The organism is Pseudomonas sp. KH_046_1, from assembly GCF_057839025.1.
The window spans coordinates 1,081,430-1,099,791 of sequence record NZ_CM174481.1 but is presented as its reverse complement, the minus strand read 5'-3'; the positions used below and the strand labels follow the sequence as shown (position 1 = coordinate 1,099,791).

Here is an 18,362-nt window from a genome sequence, read left to right as displayed (position 1 = left end):
CAGGAACGCCCGATAGCCGGACCGACGTCGGAAGCCCGCCTATTCCAATAATAAATCTGTCCGCTTTCCCAGTACCTTTCCCGTCTTTTTTGTCAGAAAGTAGTGATATAGTTAAACTAAATATTAGCTTGTGGAGATTGCAATGGATGCTGAAAAAATAATAAGCCTACCGAAACATCACAAAAGGACTTTTGTTGCCCTACTTATTGCTTTGTTTTTAATTTCTTTATTTGTCACTTATCTTATGGGTGAGACTACCGTAACAGCCATACTAAAAGATCAGGCCAAATCAATTTCTTCAGCCCTAATAACCGCCCTATTCGGGTTTATCATCATCGTGCCATTCATGCCTACGCCGGAAAAGGGTGAAAGCATTGAAATCCCTCCCGGAAAAATAACTAAAGAATTTGATCTATTACTTGAGTCCGCTAACCGTTGGCGATACAAAGGCAATTTTGGAAGGTACCTGCGAGGAAAAGTATTGCCCACATTATCGGCAAAGCAGAACATCCATGTAATCGCCTGTCTTATCGATCCAGATGACAACGATCTTTGCGAGTTGCACGCTGAATACAGAGCCGGAATAAACGCCATAGATAAGGGTACGAGATACACAGCTGATCTTGTGGCGACTGAAGTGGCAGTTACAATAATTATCGCCTCATGGTACGCCACTAAAAAAAATATGGCTATTGAGGTTTATCTAAGCAAATCATTTGACCCTATCCGTATTGATTCAAATGATGAAGCGATGATTTTAACTGTTGAGGATCGGAGAAGCCCGGCTCTAAAAATCTCAAAAAAACATTTTACCTATGAGCATTTCGAACTCCAAATGAGAACGGCTAAAGATCAGTCTCGAAAAGTCGATCTAACAGGGATGCGCAAAAACATTCAGATTGGCGAGATCCAAGAAATCGACGTCATTTCCGTGATGAACAATGCTGAGCTGTCCGATCTATGTCGCCGCCTAGGTTCGGAAAACATCCTATCTGCCTGCATTAAATCGAAGAACCCTTATGAAAATTAATGCCGTCGAGCACTTAAGCTTTCTTGAAGATAACATTTATCAATTATCACAAAGTAGCACTCCGCTTTGGCATCCACTCGGTTTTGTTTCGTGCCTTATTTCGTCCAAAAAAGGCGAATATGATATTCGAGTTCACTATTGGCCGAGTGGGAATCGTAGAACAAAAAACCCAAACTGGCCAATACATACACACTCTTATGCTTTGTCCAGTTTGGTGCTGGCAGGTAACGTTAGGGATATTCAGTATCGTACTGTGGATGGAAGTGAACATTCAGCCTACAAGGTAAACTACTTTGATGGCGGCTCTGAGATCGTGAAAACTGGGGCAACCTTGGCTCTATCAGAATCTGTGAATAGAGTTCACGGTTCAGGAGGGCAATACCGCGTAGAACAGGGTGTATTCCATCAAAGTTTGGTCGAACTAGACGAAAAGGCGGTGACCCTGGTTGCGTTAAGTGAAATGAGTGGCAACGCGCCTCTTGTGCTGGGAACAGATGCAGAAGTTCGATATCCATATGAAAGGGTACCATTTGACAGAAATACTTTCTGGACTGAGGTTAGGGATGCAATTGCCTCCATGAGGTCGTTGAGTTAAATACATCGCACTTATTCCTAACCGCTTGATACGGTCCTTTATTGGTCGATAGCGTGCTTCGAGCTTATCGGCTACCCATTCCAAATAGAGGCCCAGTTCAGGCTAGCACCTCAGTTCGCCCCCCCCGCCGAGGTGTAAACAATACTCTTACTTAGATATCGGACAAAGTAAATTCCCAACGGAAACCCTTTAATGTCAATCGTATGAATGTGTGAAAACTGGGACAAATTGATTCCCGTTAAATGAATGTAAACAAGTGAAAAAATGACAAAAAATTGGACCACGGATAATAAATCTGCTTCCTATCCACTAAATGGAAGTACAGCTTGAAACTGTTGCCCACTTCCCCCTCAAATTGGCTCATGAGTCGGAAGGCCAAAGTCCGATTTTGCGGGATGATTTGGTTATGGAAGAAAGGGGACAGATTTATTTCTCTTAGCCGGAAAATAAATCTGTCCCCTTTTAGCCCGCTGCTGGCTGTGCGCGCGAGCCAGGACGGCGCCAATCAGCACGCCGAGCACCACTTGGGCAAGCTGAGCCAGCGCCGGAGTCGGACCCGAGCAGCCTCGGTGTGATGGTGCTGAAGCGCCTGCGCAAGAGATCCGGCGTTCCCCATAACATAGTTTACGGTGAGATTTAGTTTTATTTATCGAATGAATGCCGAATAAATATAACTATATAAAAGGACTAAACGCTTTCGCCATTACATCTCTCAACGCTTGCGGAACACCCTCCCAGCTTTCGTTCCAGCTTAAAGTTTCCTTATATGCTTTGAACGGCTTTTCTGAGTTAGGGGCGGGATAGCCCATTAAGTCTTCTACGCACTCATGAAGCATAATAACTTTCTCGTTATCTCCAACAGCATCGGCTATTGGCTGGTTGAATATTTCGGCGCCAGCGGTGCCTTGATCTCTATCATGAATTACAAAAAAATTAACATTTAACGCATTAAGGTATTTAACCAGCCCTATGATTGCAGCCTTGCCTCTGGCCTTAACTATTTCGCTTCCGGACAACACTTTAGCTCGAAGCTCCGGAGTCATTCGACGGATCGCTTCCTTTATTAGAACTTCTTCAGTATCGCCTTCTACTACAATAACCTTGCGAGTAAAAAATATTCGTGATACGTGATCATCAAGCTTGATTAGCATCTTTACTTGATCTTTATCGTTTTCCTGAAGCTCTCGAAACTTCTCAGAAACGGAGAAGGCATATATTGTGGAGTGGCCTTGTTCATAATGGAACCGATTTAAAACCTGTCTAGGTTTTCTAGCCAAATCGATTAAGTACGGTGAGTGGGTGGTAGCTACTATTTGAGACGTGCCGCCAGAAAGCTCGTAAATCAAATCACGCATTTGGTTCGCTGCGCTTGGATGAAGAAATATTTCGGGCTCTTCAAAGCCTATTATTAGTCCACGATCATCATTACCTCCCCTTTTTTTGAGCCATTGTTGGCGGAACCGCAGAAGCCCAAATACTGCAGCCCGCACCATTCCAGTTCCTTGGTTAGCGATGCTAGTGCGGATGTTACTCGACATCTCAATTGCGAAGACCGGATTCAGAGACTCCGGTCCGGAAAGATCTGCAGAAGCAAAAATTCTGGACTCTGGAAATACTCCGCTCAGAACTTTATTCAGCTCTAGCATCATTTTTCCGAACTCCGAGGCCGCGTCGGAAGGATCTAGCTCTTTTGCTAGGAGATTTAGACTATGTTGAGCGGTTTTGAAGTGTTCGGAGGTTTCTCTAACATCCTTGAAGAGCTCATTAAGAGTTTTATGTAGAACACCAGCTTTGTCGAACTCATGAGCTGACGATTCGGCAGGTATAAGCAAAAAGTTAGGTAATTTTGATAATACTACCCCGCTAATTCCGCCAGGATTTTTGTCCCAAACCTCATCCTCTGAAATACCCCAAATCTCGTCAATTAACTCCAACTTAGTACGATCGGCAGCGCTAATTTTTTTATCCACATCTTTGAATAACTCTTGAACAACACCTTCGTCAACGCCTCGCTCTAACAGGTCCAATGGCTTAATTATTGCTGCAAAATCAGGATTGAGAGTACGAGCAAAAGATTTTAGTTCGGTAATTACACTTTCCCCAAGGGTGTAAGTTTTTCGGTAAAAGATACTCTTTCCTGTTTCGCCTGATTCACCTGGATCATAGTTAAAGACTCTTCCTTTGAACCCTCTCCAATCGGAGGACTGGTCAGGCACATCACGAAACTCAGCTTCCAATGTGATGGTCTTACAAGAAATCTTATTTTCGCCTGTTTCAGGATCAGCTTCTGAGCAGTAGAAAGATGGGTCCATTACCGTTTTAGCCGAAAGCAGCCATTCCACCGCCTGCAATACAGAACTCTTCCCCGCATTGTTCGCCCCAATTAAGAACGTCGCTTCGCCAAATTCAACAGTAGCGGAATGGATGCGCTTGAAACCAGCTATTTCTAATCTATGGAGTCTCATTTTAATCATTCCCTGAAGTGATATCCGCTTGATATCTAAATGGCATCATGAGCCAAATCTACGAAGCATGACAATCGGTGTAAGTAAATAAATTGAATCGCCATTAATTTCGTAAACGCATCTGAATGACTGCTATTGGCTGTGGATTCAACCGGCCGCCACACGCGTAACGAACAAATCGAGGACAGAACACATCTTTCGTCGCGGGTGGTTTGGGATCGAGGCCTCCGGAGGTTGCAGGAGAAGGAACTGCACGATACCCTTCCAACCGTCGCTGCCAATTCAGCGACCGGGTGTGGTAACCCGAGTTATTCAAGGCGCAACAGCGCCCCAATCACGTCATCAGGCGCTTTTTTTATGTCTGCGGCGTGAGTTATGGCGGCTGTGCGTGGGACGCCCTCGGGCGTGCCGGTTTCCTTGATTCCCGGTTTACCACCCTGCGCACAGCTGTCACCCATTCGTGTGGTAACGAACGTGGCAGCTCCTCATATCAAGGAGTTGGATAATGCGCAGTATCAATCCGTTTGAAATTTGGCTTTTCCCTCTACGCAGTTCACAAGCGCGTAACGCCTTCCCCCATTGCCTCTCCATCCTCGGAGGTGGCCAATGACTGAACAATCTGAGCTCAAAACCATTGGCCTGACACCCGCCATCTACTGTGCGGATCAAGCGCTGTTTCACGTCACTCGCGGGGTTCCTCTTGGTGATGCGTTGTCCATGGCTTCCGATTTTCTGTTCCTGGCCAAGACGCTCACTGAAGACGCTGCTTATGCCAGAGACACTGACCGTCATGCTTGGGCTGCGCATTATTTGACTTCGATGAGTAAGGCGTTGGTGGATGATGCGGTGAAGGTGCTTACTCGGGATCGGGCTTGTGCATCGACTTCTATGCGGGCGGGGGCAAAGGCTGAAGGTTAGTGGTTGAGGCCTGTGGGGTGTAGATGGCTTGTGATGGTAGTAGTTGATTCAGCATTGATGTTGGCTGGGCTGGCGCTATCGCGAGCAAGCTCGCTCCCACAGGGATTGCGGTGAGCTGACAGGCATTATTTGGCCCGACTCGGTGACTCGGTTGTGATTGCGGTGCATCTTCAGCATTGATGGTGGCTGGGCTGGCGCTATCGCGAGCAGGCTCGCTCCTACAGGGATTGCGGTGGGCTGACGGGCATTGTTTGGCCTGAGTGGGTGAGTGGTTTGCGATTTCGGTACACCTAAGTATTGATGCTGGCTGGGCTGGCGCTTTCGCGAGCAGGCTCGCTCCTACAGGGGTTTAGATTCTGGCGCCACTGCTAGCATGCAAAAAATGGGGACCGAGTAGTTTATGGATTTATTTTCGAGATCAATCCAACCATCGTGACCGCAGTCTGAAGTCAGGTATCAGAGTTGGACTCAAGTTCGCCTTGAGTTTTCACACCGAACAACTGGTCGGCTATCCGCCGACCGCGCTCTAACCCTTCCTCCGTTAACCAAATTGATTTGTTCCTGTTCACCGGATCACTGATGAAACCATGTTCATGCAATCGGCTCATGACCTCGAAGTCGAACCCTTTCCAGGCGTTGCCGCTGTCGGAACTGAAGGTTGCCAACAGGGCAAGCACGGCGTCTTCAATGAGTTTTTCGTCGTATTCCATGATCATTGCTCCGCTCATATTCAATAGCTATCGTCGGGTCTGTGATGGGCGTTCCATTCCGCCTCTGACTTCCATAAAAAACATAAGAATAGTGCGTTCAACCAGGTGGCGCCGGTGAGTCGTCCCACGGTTTATAGCCAACTATTCAACTGAGCAGGTATCGCCAGGTAACTGATTCAGCATTGATGGTGTCTGGGCTGGCGCATTCGCGAGCAGGCTCGCTCCCACAGGGGATACGTCAACGCATCTGCTCCGTAGAATTGCCCACGGTTCTGATGCTTCTTCTGCCCTGTAATGCTTGCTATACATCAGTCATCGACAAGCCCTCCGGGCATTAGGCCGGTGTGTGAACGCCCCTTGCGGCGCTCATCTAGACTTAGTGGATAGTCGTAGGCAGAACCGAGCACGTCGCTTTGGTGCAGGTCGATCAATGGCCGCGTGGCAAGCTGCCCTTTATGCCCAGTAGAGGTGCGGCGAAGACCGTGCCGGGCACAACAAGATGCCCATTCAGGGTGCCCTGGCCGACGGTCTGTAGATGCCACGATACCGTGACGTGGTGTGAATGCCGCAGCCGACACTTTCGGACAACCGACGACCTTCTGGTTTGTCCGTGACCGTGAGGATTGCTGAATGCCTGATGAGTTGTTGCACCTGCCTGTGGTCAACAGTCTGCTGGAGCGCCATAAGGGCACCCCGGGTGCGCTGTTGCCCATTCTTCATGATATTCAGGAGCGCATCGGTTACATCCCCGATGTCGCCGTCCCCGAGATTGCCCATGCCCTCAACCTGAGCCAGGCCGAGGTTCGTGGGGTGATCAGTTTTTACCATGACTTCCGTACCGCGCCGCCCGCGCGGCATATCTTGCGGCTGTGCCGGGCCGAGTCGTGCCAGAGCCGTGGCGCCGAGCAGCTTGCCGCGCAGTTGCGCGAGCGTCTGCAACTGGACGATCACGGCAGCAGCGCCGATGGCAGCATCAGTTTGCGCCCGGTGTATTGCCTGGGTGCCTGCGCCTGTTCGCCCGCTCTGGAGCTGGATGGCCGGGTGCATGCGCGGCTCAGTGCCGAGCGGCTGGATGCGTTGCTTGACGCTTGCCGGGAGGACGCGTGATGCCGACTCTTTATCTGCCTTGTGATTCCCTTGCCCGTGCCGTGGGTGCCGATGAGGTGGCGGTGGCCTTGATCACGCTGGCTCAGGAACGCAATCTGCCGCTGGAGTTGCAGCGCACCAGTTCCCGTGGCCTGTATTGGCTGGAACCGCTGCTGGAAGTGGACAGCCCGCAAGGTCGGATCGGCTTTGGGCCGCTAACTGCTGCGGATGTTCCGTCGGTGCTTGATGCGCTGCAAGGCGAGCCGTCCGCTCATCCACTGGCCTTGGGCCTGGTGGAGGAATTGCCTTATCTGAAGACTCAACAACGCCTGCTGTTTGCCCGTGCCGGCATTACCCGGCCGCTGTCGCTAGACGACTATCGGGCACATGGTGGTTTCGAGGGTTTGACCCAGGCCATCGCCATTGGCGGTGAGCAGACCGCGACGGCGGTGTTCGATTCAGGCCTGCGTGGCCGTGGCGGCGCGGCTTTCCCGGCCGGGATCAAGTGGCGCACGGTCCGCGGCACTCAGGCTGCGCAGAAGTACATCGTGTGCAACGCCGACGAAGGCGACTCCGGCACTTTTGCCGACCGCATGTTGATGGAAGGCGACCCTTTCCTGCTGATCGAAGGCATGACCATTGCTGGCATTACCGTCGGCGCCACCTTCGGCTACATCTATGTCCGCTCGGAATATCCGGATGCCGTGGCCACGCTGCGTGCAGCGTTGAACATCGCCCGAGATGCCGGTTACCTGGGCGCCGATGTCGGCGGCAGCGGACTGGCCTTTGATATGGAAGTGCGCGTCGGGGCCGGGGCTTATATCTGCGGTGAAGAAACCGCGCTGCTGGACTCCCTCGAAGGCAAGCGCGGGATCGTTCGCGCCAAGCCGCCGATTCCGGCGTTGCAGGGGTTGTTCGGCTTGCCGACGCTGGTGCACAACGTGCTGACGTTGGCCTCGGTGCCGCTGATTCTGGCCAAGGGCGCGCAGTTCTATCGCGATTACGGCATGGGTCGTTCCCTGGGCACCATGCCCTTCCAGTTGGCGGGCAATATTCGTCGCGGCGGTCTGGTGGAACGGGCCTTTGGCCTGACCCTGCGGGAACTGGTGGAAGACTACGGCGGCGGTACCGCCAGTGGCCGGCCGCTGAAGGCTGCGCAGGTGGGCGGCCCGCTCGGCGCCTGGGTGCCGCCCTCGCAATTCGACACGCCGCTGGATTACGAAGCCTTTATGGCCATCGGTGCGATGCTCGGTCACGGTGGTGTGGTGGTGGCTGACGACACCCTGGACATGGCCCGCATGGCGCGCTTCGCCATGCAGTTCTGCGCCGAGGAATCCTGTGGCAAATGCACGCCTTGCCGTATCGGTTCGACCCGTGGCGTCGAGGTGATCGACCGCCTGCTGGCCGCGCCCGACCAGAGCGGTCGTGATGAGCAGGTGATCATCCTCAAGGACCTGTGCGACACCCTGCAATACGGTTCGCTGTGCGCGTTGGGCGGCATGACGTCTTATCCCGTGGCCAGCGCCCTCAAGCACTTCCCCGCTGACTTCGGTCTGCAAGCCTCGGAGGCCGAACAATGATCACTCTCTTCGACCCGAAAACCGATATCGACCTGGGTACGCCGGCTCGCGACAGCCAGGTGCAAGTCACCCTGAACATCGACGGCCGCAGCATCAGCGTGCCCGAAGGCACCTCGGTGATGCGCGCCGCTGCGTTGCTGGGCACCACCATTCCCAAACTCTGTGCCACCGACAGCCTGGAAGCCTTCGGCTCCTGCCGCATGTGCCTGGTGGAGATCGATGGCATGCGCGGTTATCCGGCGTCCTGCACCACGCCGGTCAGCGAAGGCATGAGCGTGCACACCCAGACGCCCAAGCTCGCGACCCTGCGCCGCAACGTCATGGAGCTGTACATTTCCGATCACCCGCTGGACTGCCTGACCTGCTCGGCCAACGGCAACTGCGAGCTGCAAACCGTCGCCGGCCAGGTTGGCCTGCGGGAAGTGCGTTATGGCTATGAAGGCGAGAACCATCTGGAGGACGTGAAAGACACCTCCAACCCCTACTTCGACTACGACCCGAGCAAGTGCATCGTCTGCAACCGCTGCGTGCGTGCCTGTGAAGAAACCCAGGGCACCTTTGCCCTGACCATTACCGGGCGCGGTTTTGAATCCCGCGTGGCCGCCGCCGGTGGCGAGAACTTCCTCGACTCGGAATGCGTGTCCTGCGGCGCCTGTGTGCAAGCCTGCCCCACCGCGACGCTGATGGAAAAAAGCGTGGTCGAACTGGGCCAGCCCGAACGCAGCGTGATCACCACTTGCGCCTATTGCGGCGTGGGCTGCTCGTTCCGTGCCGAGATGAAAGGCGACCAACTGGTGCGCATGGTTCCGGACAAGAACGGCCAGGCCAACCACGGCCACTCCTGCGTCAAGGGGCGCTTCGCCTGGGGCTACGCCACCCACCCGGACCGCATCACCAAACCGATGATCCGCAAAAACATCAGCGACCCTTGGCAGGAAGTCAGCTGGGATGAAGCGGTGACTTACGCCGCCAGCGAATTCCGTCGGCTGCAGCAAAAATATGGCCGAGATTCCATCGGTGGCATCACCTCCAGCCGCTGCACCAACGAAGAAACCTATCTGGTGCAAAAACTGGTGCGCGCCGCCTTCGGCAACAACAACGTCGACACCTGTGCGCGGGTCTGCCACTCGCCGACCGGCTATGGCTTGAAGCAAACGCTTGGCGAGTCCGCCGGCACCCAGAGTTTCGACTCGGTGATGCAGGCCGACGTGATCCTGGTGATGGGCGCCAACCCCAGCGACGCCCACCCGGTGTTCGCCTCCCAGCTCAAACGCCGCCTGCGTGAAGGCGCGCGGCTGATCGTCATCGATCCACGGCGCATCGATCTGGTGGATACGGTGCATGCCCGCGCCGAGTATCACCTGGCCCTGCGCCCCGGCACCAACGTCGCCATGCTCAATGCGCTGGCTCATGTGATTGTCACTGAAGGACTGCTCAACCAGGCCTTTATCGACGCCCGTTGCGAGGGTAGCGATTTCGCGATCTGGAGTGAGTTCGTCAGCCGTGCGGAAAACTCGCCGGAAGCCCTTGGCCCTGTCTGCGGTGTACCCGCTGCCGACATCCGTGCTGCGGCGCGTTTGTACGCCACCGGTGGCAATGCGGCGATCTACTACGGCCTGGGCGTCACCGAACACAGTCAGGGCAGTACTTCGGTGATGGGCATCGCCAACCTGGCCATGGCCACCGGCAACATCGGCCGCGAAGGCGTGGGCGTGAACCCGCTGCGTGGGCAGAACAACGTTCAGGGCTCCTGCGACATGGGCTCTTTCCCCCACGAGTTGCCTGGCTACCGGCACATCTCCAACGAGGTGGTACGAGCGCAGTTCGAACAGGCCTGGAACGTCACCCTGCAACCCGACCCGGGCCTGCGCATCCCCAACATGTTCGAGTCGGCCCTGGCCGGCAGTTTCAAGGGCCTGTATTGCCAGGGCGAAGACATCGCCCAGAGCGATCCGAATACCCAGCACGTCACCGCCGCTTTGTCGGCCATGGAGTGCGTGGTGGTGCAGGATATTTTCCTCAACGAAACCGCGAAGTTCGCCCACGTGTTCCTGCCGGGCTGCTCGTTCCTGGAAAAAGACGGCACCTTCACCAACGCCGAGCGACGCATCTCCCGGGTACGCAAGGTCATGGACCCACTGGGTGGCAAGGCCGATTGGGAAGGCACCGTGGCCCTGGCCAATGCCCTCGGTTACCCGATGAATTACCAACATCCATCGCAAATCATGGATGAAATCGCCAGCCTGACGCCGACCTTCACCAACGTCAGCTACGCCGAACTGGACCGCCACGGCAGCCTGCAATGGCCGTGCAACGCCGAGGCACCGGACGGCACGCCGACCATGCACATCGAAGAGTTTGTGCGCGGCAAGGGGCGCTTCATGCTCACCGGCTACGTGCCCACCGAGGAAAAGGTCAACAGTCGTTATCCGCTGCTGCTGACCACCGGGCGCATCCTCAGCCAGTACAACGTCGGCGCCCAGACCCGGCGTACCGAAAACGTCGCCTGGCATGACGAAGACCGCCTGGAAATCCACCCGACCGACGCCGAGAGCCGTGGCATCAACGAGGGTGACTGGGTCGGCATCGGCAGCCGCGCCGGCCAGACCGTGCTGCGTGCGCGGATCACCGAACGGGTCGCACCCGGCGTGGTGTACACCACCTTCCACTTCCCGGAATCAGGCGCCAACGTGATCACCACCGACAACTCCGACTGGGCCACCAACTGTCCAGAGTACAAGGTCACCGCCGTGGAGGTCAGCCGCGTTTATCACCCTTCGGAGTGGCAGAAGCGCTTTCAGGAATTCAGTGATGAACAACATCGCCTGCTGAAGGAACGTCGGCACACCGAGAAAGCCGAGGTGCGTAAATGAGTACGGACAACCTGATCAAGATGGCCAACCAGATCGCCCAGTACTTCGCCAGCCAGCCGGACCAGCAACAGGCGGTGCTCAGCGTGCGTAATCATATGCAGATGTACTGGGCGCCGAGTATGCGCAAGGAGTTGTTGGCCTGGCAGACGGAGCATCAGGGGGCGGACTTGCACCCGCTGGTGCAGGCGGCGGTGACCGGGGCGGGGTGGGAGGCTTAGCCTGCTGGCTGCAAAAAACTGTGGGAGCGAGCTCGCGATGAGGGCTTAACATTCAGCATTTTTGCTGGCTGATACACCGCCATCGCGAGCAAGCTCGCTCCCACAGGGTTCGTGTCGTATACGAGTGTTGTAATCGACGCATAAACCTGTGGGAGCGGGCTTGCCCGCGATGGGGCCGGCACATTCAACATCAAGCTGACTGAGCTGACGCCATCGCGAGCAAGCTCGCTCCTACAGTGTTATTCCTCCCCCTTCCTCGCCGCCGACACGGTCACTTCAATCGCCCGGACGCTGATCGCCGCGAATGTCGCGGTCATCAGCACGCCGTTGAAACCCAGCAGGATCGCCAGCACTCGCGAGACACCCAGCTTGGGCACTAGTTCTCCGTAGCCGATGGTCAGCCCCGTCACGAAGGCGAAGTAGACACCGTCATCAGGACTCCATCCTTCCAGTTGGGCGATGATGAGGCCAATCGCAACAATCACTAACAGCAGTACCGAGAAGATCGGCCACACCACTTTGAAATAGAACCAGACGGCTTTGTAGAACTCTTTGCGGACGTTTGATGCACGGGCGAGGTTCATGTCGTGGGCTTCCTGGGGTTTGACTGGCCGGCAGTTGGATGCACGGCGGTTCAATACCCCGTTCAGCTTGGCACAAGCGTTGAATACTGCGACCAACGGGGCGTTATCTTTGGCGAGGACTATGACAAAGATGACGCCCCGCAAACTATCCAAAAACCGCCTGGCACCGGTGATTTTCTGTAGGAGCGAGCTTGCTCGCGATGGTCGTAAACGATTACGCGTGTTTACTGGTTAAACGCGGCGCCCTCAAGTCCATCGCGAGCAGGCTCGCTCCTACAATTAAGTTGCGACCATCGGGGACGGTGGCAGGTTTACCCCTCAGTTCGCTTCAGTTTCCCGAATCAGCTTCTTGTTGATCTTGCCGACGCTGGTCTTGGGGATTTCGGTCACGAACTTGAACTGCTTGGGGATCGCCCATTTGTTGATGCGCCCGCCGTCAACGAAGGCTTGCAAATGAACCTCCAGAATCTTGCGGTCGAGGTATTGCCCCGGTTCGCACACGACCATGGCCATCGGCCGCTCACCCCATTGTTCGTCAGCAATGCCCACCACGGCGACAGACATCACGCCCGGGTGTTCGCTGATCAGGCTCTCCAGTTCCAGGGAGCTGATCCACTCGCCGCCGGTCTTGATCACGTCCTTGATGCGATCCTTGATTTCTACGCCGCCCAATGGGTCGATCGAGGCCATGTCGCCGGTGTGCAGCCAGCCGTTGTGCCACAGCTCCGCGCCTTTGTCCGGGGCTTTCAGATAGCCCTGGGTCAGCCACGGCGCGCGCACCACGATCTCGCCCAGGGACTCGCCGTCATGGGCCACGTCATTGCCCTCGGCATCGATGATCTTCAGATCAACCAACGGCACCGGGGTGCCGGTCTTGATCCGGATCGGCAGTTGCGCTTCGGCGGACAGTTGCAGGTCTTCATCGCGCAGGTACGTCAGGCACAGCAACGGACAGGTCTCGGACATGCCGTAGCCGGCGTGCACCACCATGCCTTTGGCATTGGCTTCGCTGGCCACGCCCAGGGTCAGCGCGCTGCCGCCCAGGAGCATTTTCCAGCCGTCGAAACGGGTCGCCTTGCCTTCTTCGCAGTTGAGGATCATCTGCAAAATGGTCGGCACGCAGTGGGAGAAGGTCACCTTCTCTTCACGGTACAGCTTGACCAGGCTGTTGGGTTCGTAGCGGCCGGGGTAGACCTGCTTGATGCCCATCAGCGTCGCGACATACGGCACGCCCCAGGCATGCACATGGAACATCGGCGTGATCGGCATGTACACATCGTCGGAACGCAGCAGCGGCTGGCCCTGATAGGCGCCCAGGGTGCCGACGGCATTCAGGGTGTGCAGCACCAGTTGCCGGTGGCTGAAGTACACGCCTTTCGGGTCGCCGGTGGTGCCGGTGGTGTAGAACAGCGTGGCGACCGAGTTCTCGTCGAAATCGGGGAAGTCGTACTGGTCCAGGGCCAGGGACAGAAGGTGCTCGTATTCGCCCAGCACTGGCAGCGAGGTCGTGGTCGCCTCGTCGTCGGTGAGCTGCAGGTAGCCTTTTACGGTTTCCAGCCGACCGTGGATCTGCTCGACCAAGGGCAGGAAATCATCATGCACCAGCACCAGGTCATCCTCGGCGTGGTTCATGGTGAACAGTACCTGCTCCGGCGACAGGCGAATGTTCACCGTGTGCAACACAGCGCCGATCATCGGCACGGCGAAGAAGCATTCCAGGTAGCGGTGGCTGTCCCAATCGAGCAGGGCCACGGTGTCACCGGCCTTGACCCCCGCCGCCGTCAGCGCATTGGCCAGGCGGCGAATACGCTTGTTGAGGGTCTGGTAGCTGTAGCGCAGCTTGTCGGCGTAGACGATTTCCCGGCCCGGCTCGTAGCGCACGCCGGACAGCAGCAATTGCTTGATCAGCAAGGGATAGGCATAAGCGCCGTCGGCGGGTGGAATTATTTTTGTCGCCATCATGATTAAGGTTCCTTGTCCTTTCGATCAGAACTGATCGGCTTGCAGCTCGTAGAGGCAGTCGCTGCCGGCCTTGGCCGATGCGCTCAACGAGTGGATACGCGGCAGCAACCGGGCGAAGTAGAAACGCGCGGTGGCCAGTTTGCTGGTGTAGAAAGCGTCCTCGGCATCGCCGCTCATCACGGCCTTGGCCATGCGCGCCCACATGTAGGCGTACGCGGTGTAGCCGAACACGTGCAGGTACTCGACCGAGGCCGCGCCGATTTCGTTCGGGTTGTTTTGGGCCCGGTCGAGCAGCCACGCGGTCAGGTCGTCGAGGGTGTCGACGGCGGCGTTCAGCGGCTGGGTGAACTCGCCGAGGTCCGCGCCGGCAGTGGCGGTGAAGTTGCGGATTTCCGAGGCGAACAAGCGGTAGAGCGCCCCGCCGCTGCCGACGATCTTGCGCCCGGCCAGGTCCAGCGACTGGATGCCGTTGGTGCCTTCGTAGATCTGGGTGATGCGCACGTCGCGCACCAGTTGCTCCTGGCCCCACTCACGGATGTAGCCGTGGCCGCCGAAGACCTGCTGGCCGTGGAGGGTGGTTTCCAGGCCCATGTCGGTGAGGAAGGCCTTGGCCACCGGGGTCAGCAGCGACACCAGGTCCTGCGCGCGCTGGCGTGTCGGGGCGTCGTCGCTGTACTTGGCGATGTCCAGTTGCAGGGCCACGTAGCTGGAGAACGCACGGCCGCCTTCGTTCAAGGCTTTCATGGTCAACAGCATGCGGCGCACGTCCGGGTGGACGATGATCGGGTCGGCCGCCTTGTCCTTGTGCTGCGCGCCGGTCGGTGCGCGGCTTTGCAGACGGTCACGGGCGTAGGCGACGGCGTTCTGGTACGAACGCTCGCCCTGCGCCAGGCCCTGGATGCCCACGCCCAGACGTTCGTAGTTCATCATGGTGAACATGGCCGCCAGGCCTTTGTTCGGTGCGTCGACGATCCAGCCGGTGGCGCCGTCGAAGTTCATCACGCAGGTGGCGGAGGCCTTGATGCCCATCTTGTGTTCGATGGAGCCGCAGGACAGCGCGTTGTTTTCACCCAGCGAACCGTCGGCGTTGACCAGTACTTTCGGCACCAGGAACAGCGAGATGCCTTTCGGCCCGGCCGGTGCATCCGGCAGGCGCGCCAGCACCAGATGGATGATGTTTTCGGTCAGGTCGTGCTCGCCACCGGTGATGAAAATCTTGCTGCCGCTGATGGTGTAGCTGCCGTCAGCCTGGGGTTCGGCCTTGGTGCGGATCAGGCCCAGGTCGGTACCGGAATGGGCTTCGGTCAGGCACATCGAACCGGTCCAGGTGCCGGCGTACATGTTCGGCAAATAGGTGGCTTTCAGTTCTTCGCTGGCGTGGGCCTTGATCGACAGGCAGGCGCCGGCGGTCAGCATCGGGTACAGGCCGAACGACAGGCTGGCCGCGTTGACCATCTCTTCGACCTGGGCCGAAATCGCCTTGGGCATGCCCATGCCGCCGTACTGCGGATCACCGCCGACACCCACCCAACCGCCTTCGGCGAAGGCTTGATAGGCCTGGGCGAAACCGTCCGGGGCGCTGACCGCGCCGTCGTGCCAGGTGCAGCCCTGTTCGTCGCTGGCGCGGTTCAGTGGCGCGATCACTTCGGCGCTGATCTTGCCGGCCTCTTCGAGGATGGCGGCGGCGGTCTCTTCATCGATCACCTCGGCCAGGCCGGGCAATTGTGCCCAGAGCCGGGACACCTGGAAAACCTCGTTGAGGACGAAGCGCATGTCGCGCAGGGGAGCTTTGTAATCAGACATCTTGGCTTACTCGGAAGTGGTCACGGCATGCGGCATGCCAGGACGTTCAGTGGATTCAGTGGTTTCGGTGGCCGCGACAGCACCGGGCTGAGGGGCCCGTTCGCGCAGCAGGAACCAGGACAGGGCCGGAATGAGGATCAGCGCGCCGAGCATGTTCCACAGGAACATGAAGGTCAGCAGGATGCCCATGTCGGCCTGGAACTTGATCGGCGACCAGACCCAGCACACCACGCCGGCGGCGAGGGTGATGCCCACCAGCCCGACCACGCGGCCGGTGAAGGACACGGCGTTGCGGTAGGCCTGGGACAGCGGCAAGCCCTGGCGCTGGAAGTGCAACTGCACGCTGAGCAGGTACAAGGCGTAGTCGACGCCGATGCCCACGCCGAGGGCGATCACCGGCAGGGTCGCGACTTTCACGCCGATGCCCATGGCCACCATCAAGGCTTCGCAGAGGATCGAGGTCAGCACCAGCGGCAACAGGGCCACCAGCGTGGCGCGCCAGCTGCGGAAGGTGATCAGGCAGAACAGCGTCACCGCCGCATACACGTACAGCAGCATGGTGCGGTTGGCTTCGCGCACCACGATGTTGGTCGCGGCCTCGATCCCGGCAGTACCGGCGGCGAGCAGGAACTGGCGATCCGCGGTGCTGTTGTCCTTGGCGAACTGGTCGGCAATCGCCACCACGGCATCCAGGGTCTCGGCCTTGTGATCCTTGAGGAAGGTGATCACCGGCATCAGCGAGCAGTCGGTGTTGAACAGCTCCGGGGAGTTGACCGAGGCTTGCTGGGCGGCGTAGTTGAGCACGTCCTGGTTACGCTGGATGCTGTTGAGCTTGGGGTTGCCTTCGTAGGTGCCGGCAGTGATCTGGCGTACCGCGTTGACCAAGGACGCGGTCGCCTGCACGCCCGGATACTGTTGCAGCTCCCAGGCCAGGCGGTCGGCGAGGACCAGGGTCTTGTAGTTCAGGCAGCCTTCCGGCGCGGTCTTGATCATCACCGCGAACAGGTCGCTGGACAGCGCGTAATGCTGGGTGATGTAGGCGTTGTCGCGGTTGTAGCGCGAGTCGGCGCGCAGCTCCGGCGCCCCGCTGTCGAGGTCGCCGATCTTCAGGTTCAGGCTGACCATGAAACCGCCGATGCCCATCAACACCGCAACCAGAACCGCGCCGGTGGCCCACTTGGCGGTGGTGAAGCGATCGAGCGCATCCCACAGTTTGCCGAAGCCTTTGTGCTTCTCGGCGCGGTTGTCGATGTTCAGCGCACGCTCGGCGGCCTTGGCGCCGACACCGACATAGGACAGCGCCACCGGCATCAGCAGCAGCGAGGTGAAGATCAGTACCGCGACGCCAATGCTGGCGGTGATCGCCAGGTCCTGGATCACCGGGATGTCGATCAGCATCAGCACGGCGAAGCCCACGGCGTCGGCCAATAACGCGGTAACCCCGGCGATGAACAGGCGGCGGAAGGTGTAGCGCGCAGCGATCAGTTTATGGGTGCCACGGGCGATGTCCTGCATGATGCCGTTCATCTTCTGCGCGGCATGGGACACGCCGATGGCGAAGATCAGGAACGGCACCAGCACCGAATACGGATCGATGGCGTAACCGAGCCAGGCGACGATGCCCAGTTGCCAGACCACCGCGATCAGCGAGCAGCCGACCACCAGCAGGGTGCTGCGCACGCAACGGGTGTAGGCGTAGATGATGATCAGCGACGTGACCACGGCCAGGCCGAAGAACATCATCACCTGGATCAGGCCGTCGATCAGGTCGCCCATGAGCTTGGCGAAGCCGATCACCCGCACCTTGTAATGGCCGGTGCCTTCGGCCCCGGATTGACGCGCCGCGCTGTCGCCGGCGTATTCGATCTTGTCGCGCAACTGCTCTTCGAGCATCTGCGAGAACGCGTGGTAGTTGATGCGCTGGCCACCGGCGGCGGCTTTGTCCATCAGCGGCACGATCAGCATGGTCGACTTGAAGTCGCTGGCCACCAGGCTGCCCACCAGACCGGCGCGGGAGATGTTCTGGCGCAACTGTTCAATGTCGGAAGGCGAGCCCTGATAACTGTCGGGCATCACCGGGCCACCCTGGAAACCGTCCTCGGTGACTTCGGTCCAGCGCACCGCCGGGCTCCACAGCGACTTCATCCACGCGCGGTCGACGCCTTCGGTGAGGAACAGCTGGTCGTTGACCTGCTTGAGCACGTCGAGGTATTGCGGATCGAAAATATCGCCCTCGGTGTTCTCGACCACCACGCGCACCGAGTTGCCCAGACCGCGCAGCGAGTGGCGGTTTTCCAGAAAGTTCTGGATGTACGGCTGGCTCTGCGGAATCATTTTTTCGAAGCTGGGGCGCAACTCCAGGCGAGTCACGGCCATGAAGCCCAGCACCACGGTGGCGAGCGCCATCAGCAGCATGAACAGCGGGCGGTAGTTGAACACCAGCCGTTCGAGGAGGTTGCCGGAGCGCTGGTCGAAATCCCGCAGCTCGCGGATCACCGGCATGGCGTCTTGTTTGATATTGCCCATGTCTGGGTTCTC

General features: G+C 57.7%; 13 protein-coding genes. 7 read left to right on the top strand and 6 right to left on the bottom strand.

Features of this window, described 5'->3' with window-relative positions; translation table 11 throughout:
• The first annotated feature begins 142 nt into the window (after nt 1-142).
• Both AC3IT9_RS04895 and AC3IT9_RS04890 read left to right on the top strand, forming a co-directional pair.
• The gene (locus AC3IT9_RS04895) at nt 143-1,030 is read left to right on the top strand and encodes a hypothetical protein (RefSeq protein ID WP_489272231.1); all 888 of its coding nucleotides are present in this window, start codon (nt 143-145) and stop codon (nt 1,028-1,030) included.
• Entirely contained in the window at nt 1,020-1,625 is a 606-nt protein-coding gene (locus AC3IT9_RS04890; protein ID WP_489272230.1) for a hypothetical protein, read from the top strand. Before AC3IT9_RS04895 ends, AC3IT9_RS04890 begins: the two co-directional genes overlap by 11 nt.
• A gap of 674 nt (nt 1,626-2,299) precedes the next feature.
• Here AC3IT9_RS04890 and AC3IT9_RS04885 read toward each other — a convergent pair.
• Nucleotides 2,300-4,090 (bottom strand): ATP-dependent nuclease, encoded by a 1,791-nt coding sequence (locus tag AC3IT9_RS04885; protein WP_489272228.1) that lies wholly within the window; start codon nt 4,088-4,090, stop codon nt 2,300-2,302.
• Between the two features lie 606 nt (nt 4,091-4,696).
• Here AC3IT9_RS04885 and AC3IT9_RS04880 point away from each other — a divergent pair.
• Nucleotides 4,697-5,008 carry a DUF3077 domain-containing protein gene (locus AC3IT9_RS04880; protein ID WP_489272227.1) on the top strand — a complete coding sequence of 104 codons (312 nt, stop codon included), beginning with the start codon at nt 4,697-4,699 and terminating at the stop codon, nt 5,006-5,008.
• Nucleotides 5,009-5,457: 449 nt separating this feature from the next.
• Here the strand turns inward: AC3IT9_RS04880 and AC3IT9_RS04875 are convergent, their stop codons facing one another.
• The gene (locus AC3IT9_RS04875) at nt 5,458-5,718 is read right to left on the bottom strand and encodes a DUF6429 family protein (RefSeq protein WP_423502741.1); all 261 of its coding nucleotides are present in this window, start codon (nt 5,716-5,718) and stop codon (nt 5,458-5,460) included.
• A 630-nt stretch (nt 5,719-6,348) separates the two neighbouring features.
• Between AC3IT9_RS04875 and AC3IT9_RS04870 the strand changes: the two genes are divergently transcribed.
• Genes AC3IT9_RS04870 through AC3IT9_RS04855 form a run of 4 tightly spaced genes read left to right on the top strand, consistent with a single transcriptional unit; the run spans nt 6,349 to nt 11,475 of the window.
• Entirely contained in the window at nt 6,349-6,825 is a 477-nt protein-coding gene (locus AC3IT9_RS04870; protein ID WP_223448676.1) for a formate dehydrogenase subunit gamma, read from the top strand.
• Nucleotides 6,825-8,384: a formate dehydrogenase beta subunit gene (locus tag AC3IT9_RS04865; RefSeq protein WP_489272226.1), complete on the top strand. Its 1,560-nt coding sequence runs from the start codon at nt 6,825-6,827 to the stop codon at nt 8,382-8,384. The genes AC3IT9_RS04870 and AC3IT9_RS04865 overlap by 1 nt, the downstream gene beginning before the upstream one ends.
• Nucleotides 8,381-11,257, top strand: coding sequence for a formate dehydrogenase subunit alpha (fdhF, locus tag AC3IT9_RS04860; RefSeq protein ID WP_489272225.1), 2,877 nt, complete (start codon nt 8,381-8,383; stop codon nt 11,255-11,257). Before AC3IT9_RS04865 ends, fdhF begins: the two co-directional genes overlap by 4 nt.
• A complete protein-coding gene (locus tag AC3IT9_RS04855) occupies nt 11,254-11,475 on the top strand; it encodes a formate dehydrogenase subunit delta (protein WP_046040259.1) in 222 nt (73 codons plus the stop codon). The genes fdhF and AC3IT9_RS04855 overlap by 4 nt, the downstream gene beginning before the upstream one ends.
• Nucleotides 11,476-11,714: 239 nt before the next feature.
• Here AC3IT9_RS04855 and AC3IT9_RS04850 read toward each other — a convergent pair whose 3' ends face one another.
• The 4 genes from AC3IT9_RS04850 to AC3IT9_RS04835 all read right to left on the bottom strand — a co-directional run bounded on the left by AC3IT9_RS04850 (nt 11,715) and on the right by AC3IT9_RS04835 (nt 18,350).
• On the bottom strand, nt 11,715-12,059 hold the full coding sequence (locus tag AC3IT9_RS04850; protein ID WP_353742140.1) for a potassium channel family protein: 345 nt from the start codon (nt 12,057-12,059) through the stop codon (nt 11,715-11,717).
• A gap of 318 nt (nt 12,060-12,377) precedes the next feature.
• The gene (locus tag AC3IT9_RS04845; RefSeq protein WP_489272224.1) at nt 12,378-14,021 is read right to left on the bottom strand and encodes a fatty acid--CoA ligase; all 1,644 of its coding nucleotides are present in this window, start codon (nt 14,019-14,021) and stop codon (nt 12,378-12,380) included.
• A 24-nt stretch (nt 14,022-14,045) separates the two neighbouring features.
• On the bottom strand, nt 14,046-15,824 hold the full coding sequence (locus AC3IT9_RS04840) for an acyl-CoA dehydrogenase C-terminal domain-containing protein (protein WP_489272222.1): 1,779 nt from the start codon (nt 15,822-15,824) through the stop codon (nt 14,046-14,048).
• Nucleotides 15,825-15,830: 6 nt separating this feature from the next.
• A complete protein-coding gene (locus AC3IT9_RS04835) occupies nt 15,831-18,350 on the bottom strand; it encodes an efflux RND transporter permease subunit (protein WP_489272220.1) in 2,520 nt (839 codons plus the stop codon).
• Nucleotides 18,351-18,362 lie beyond the last annotated feature (12 nt).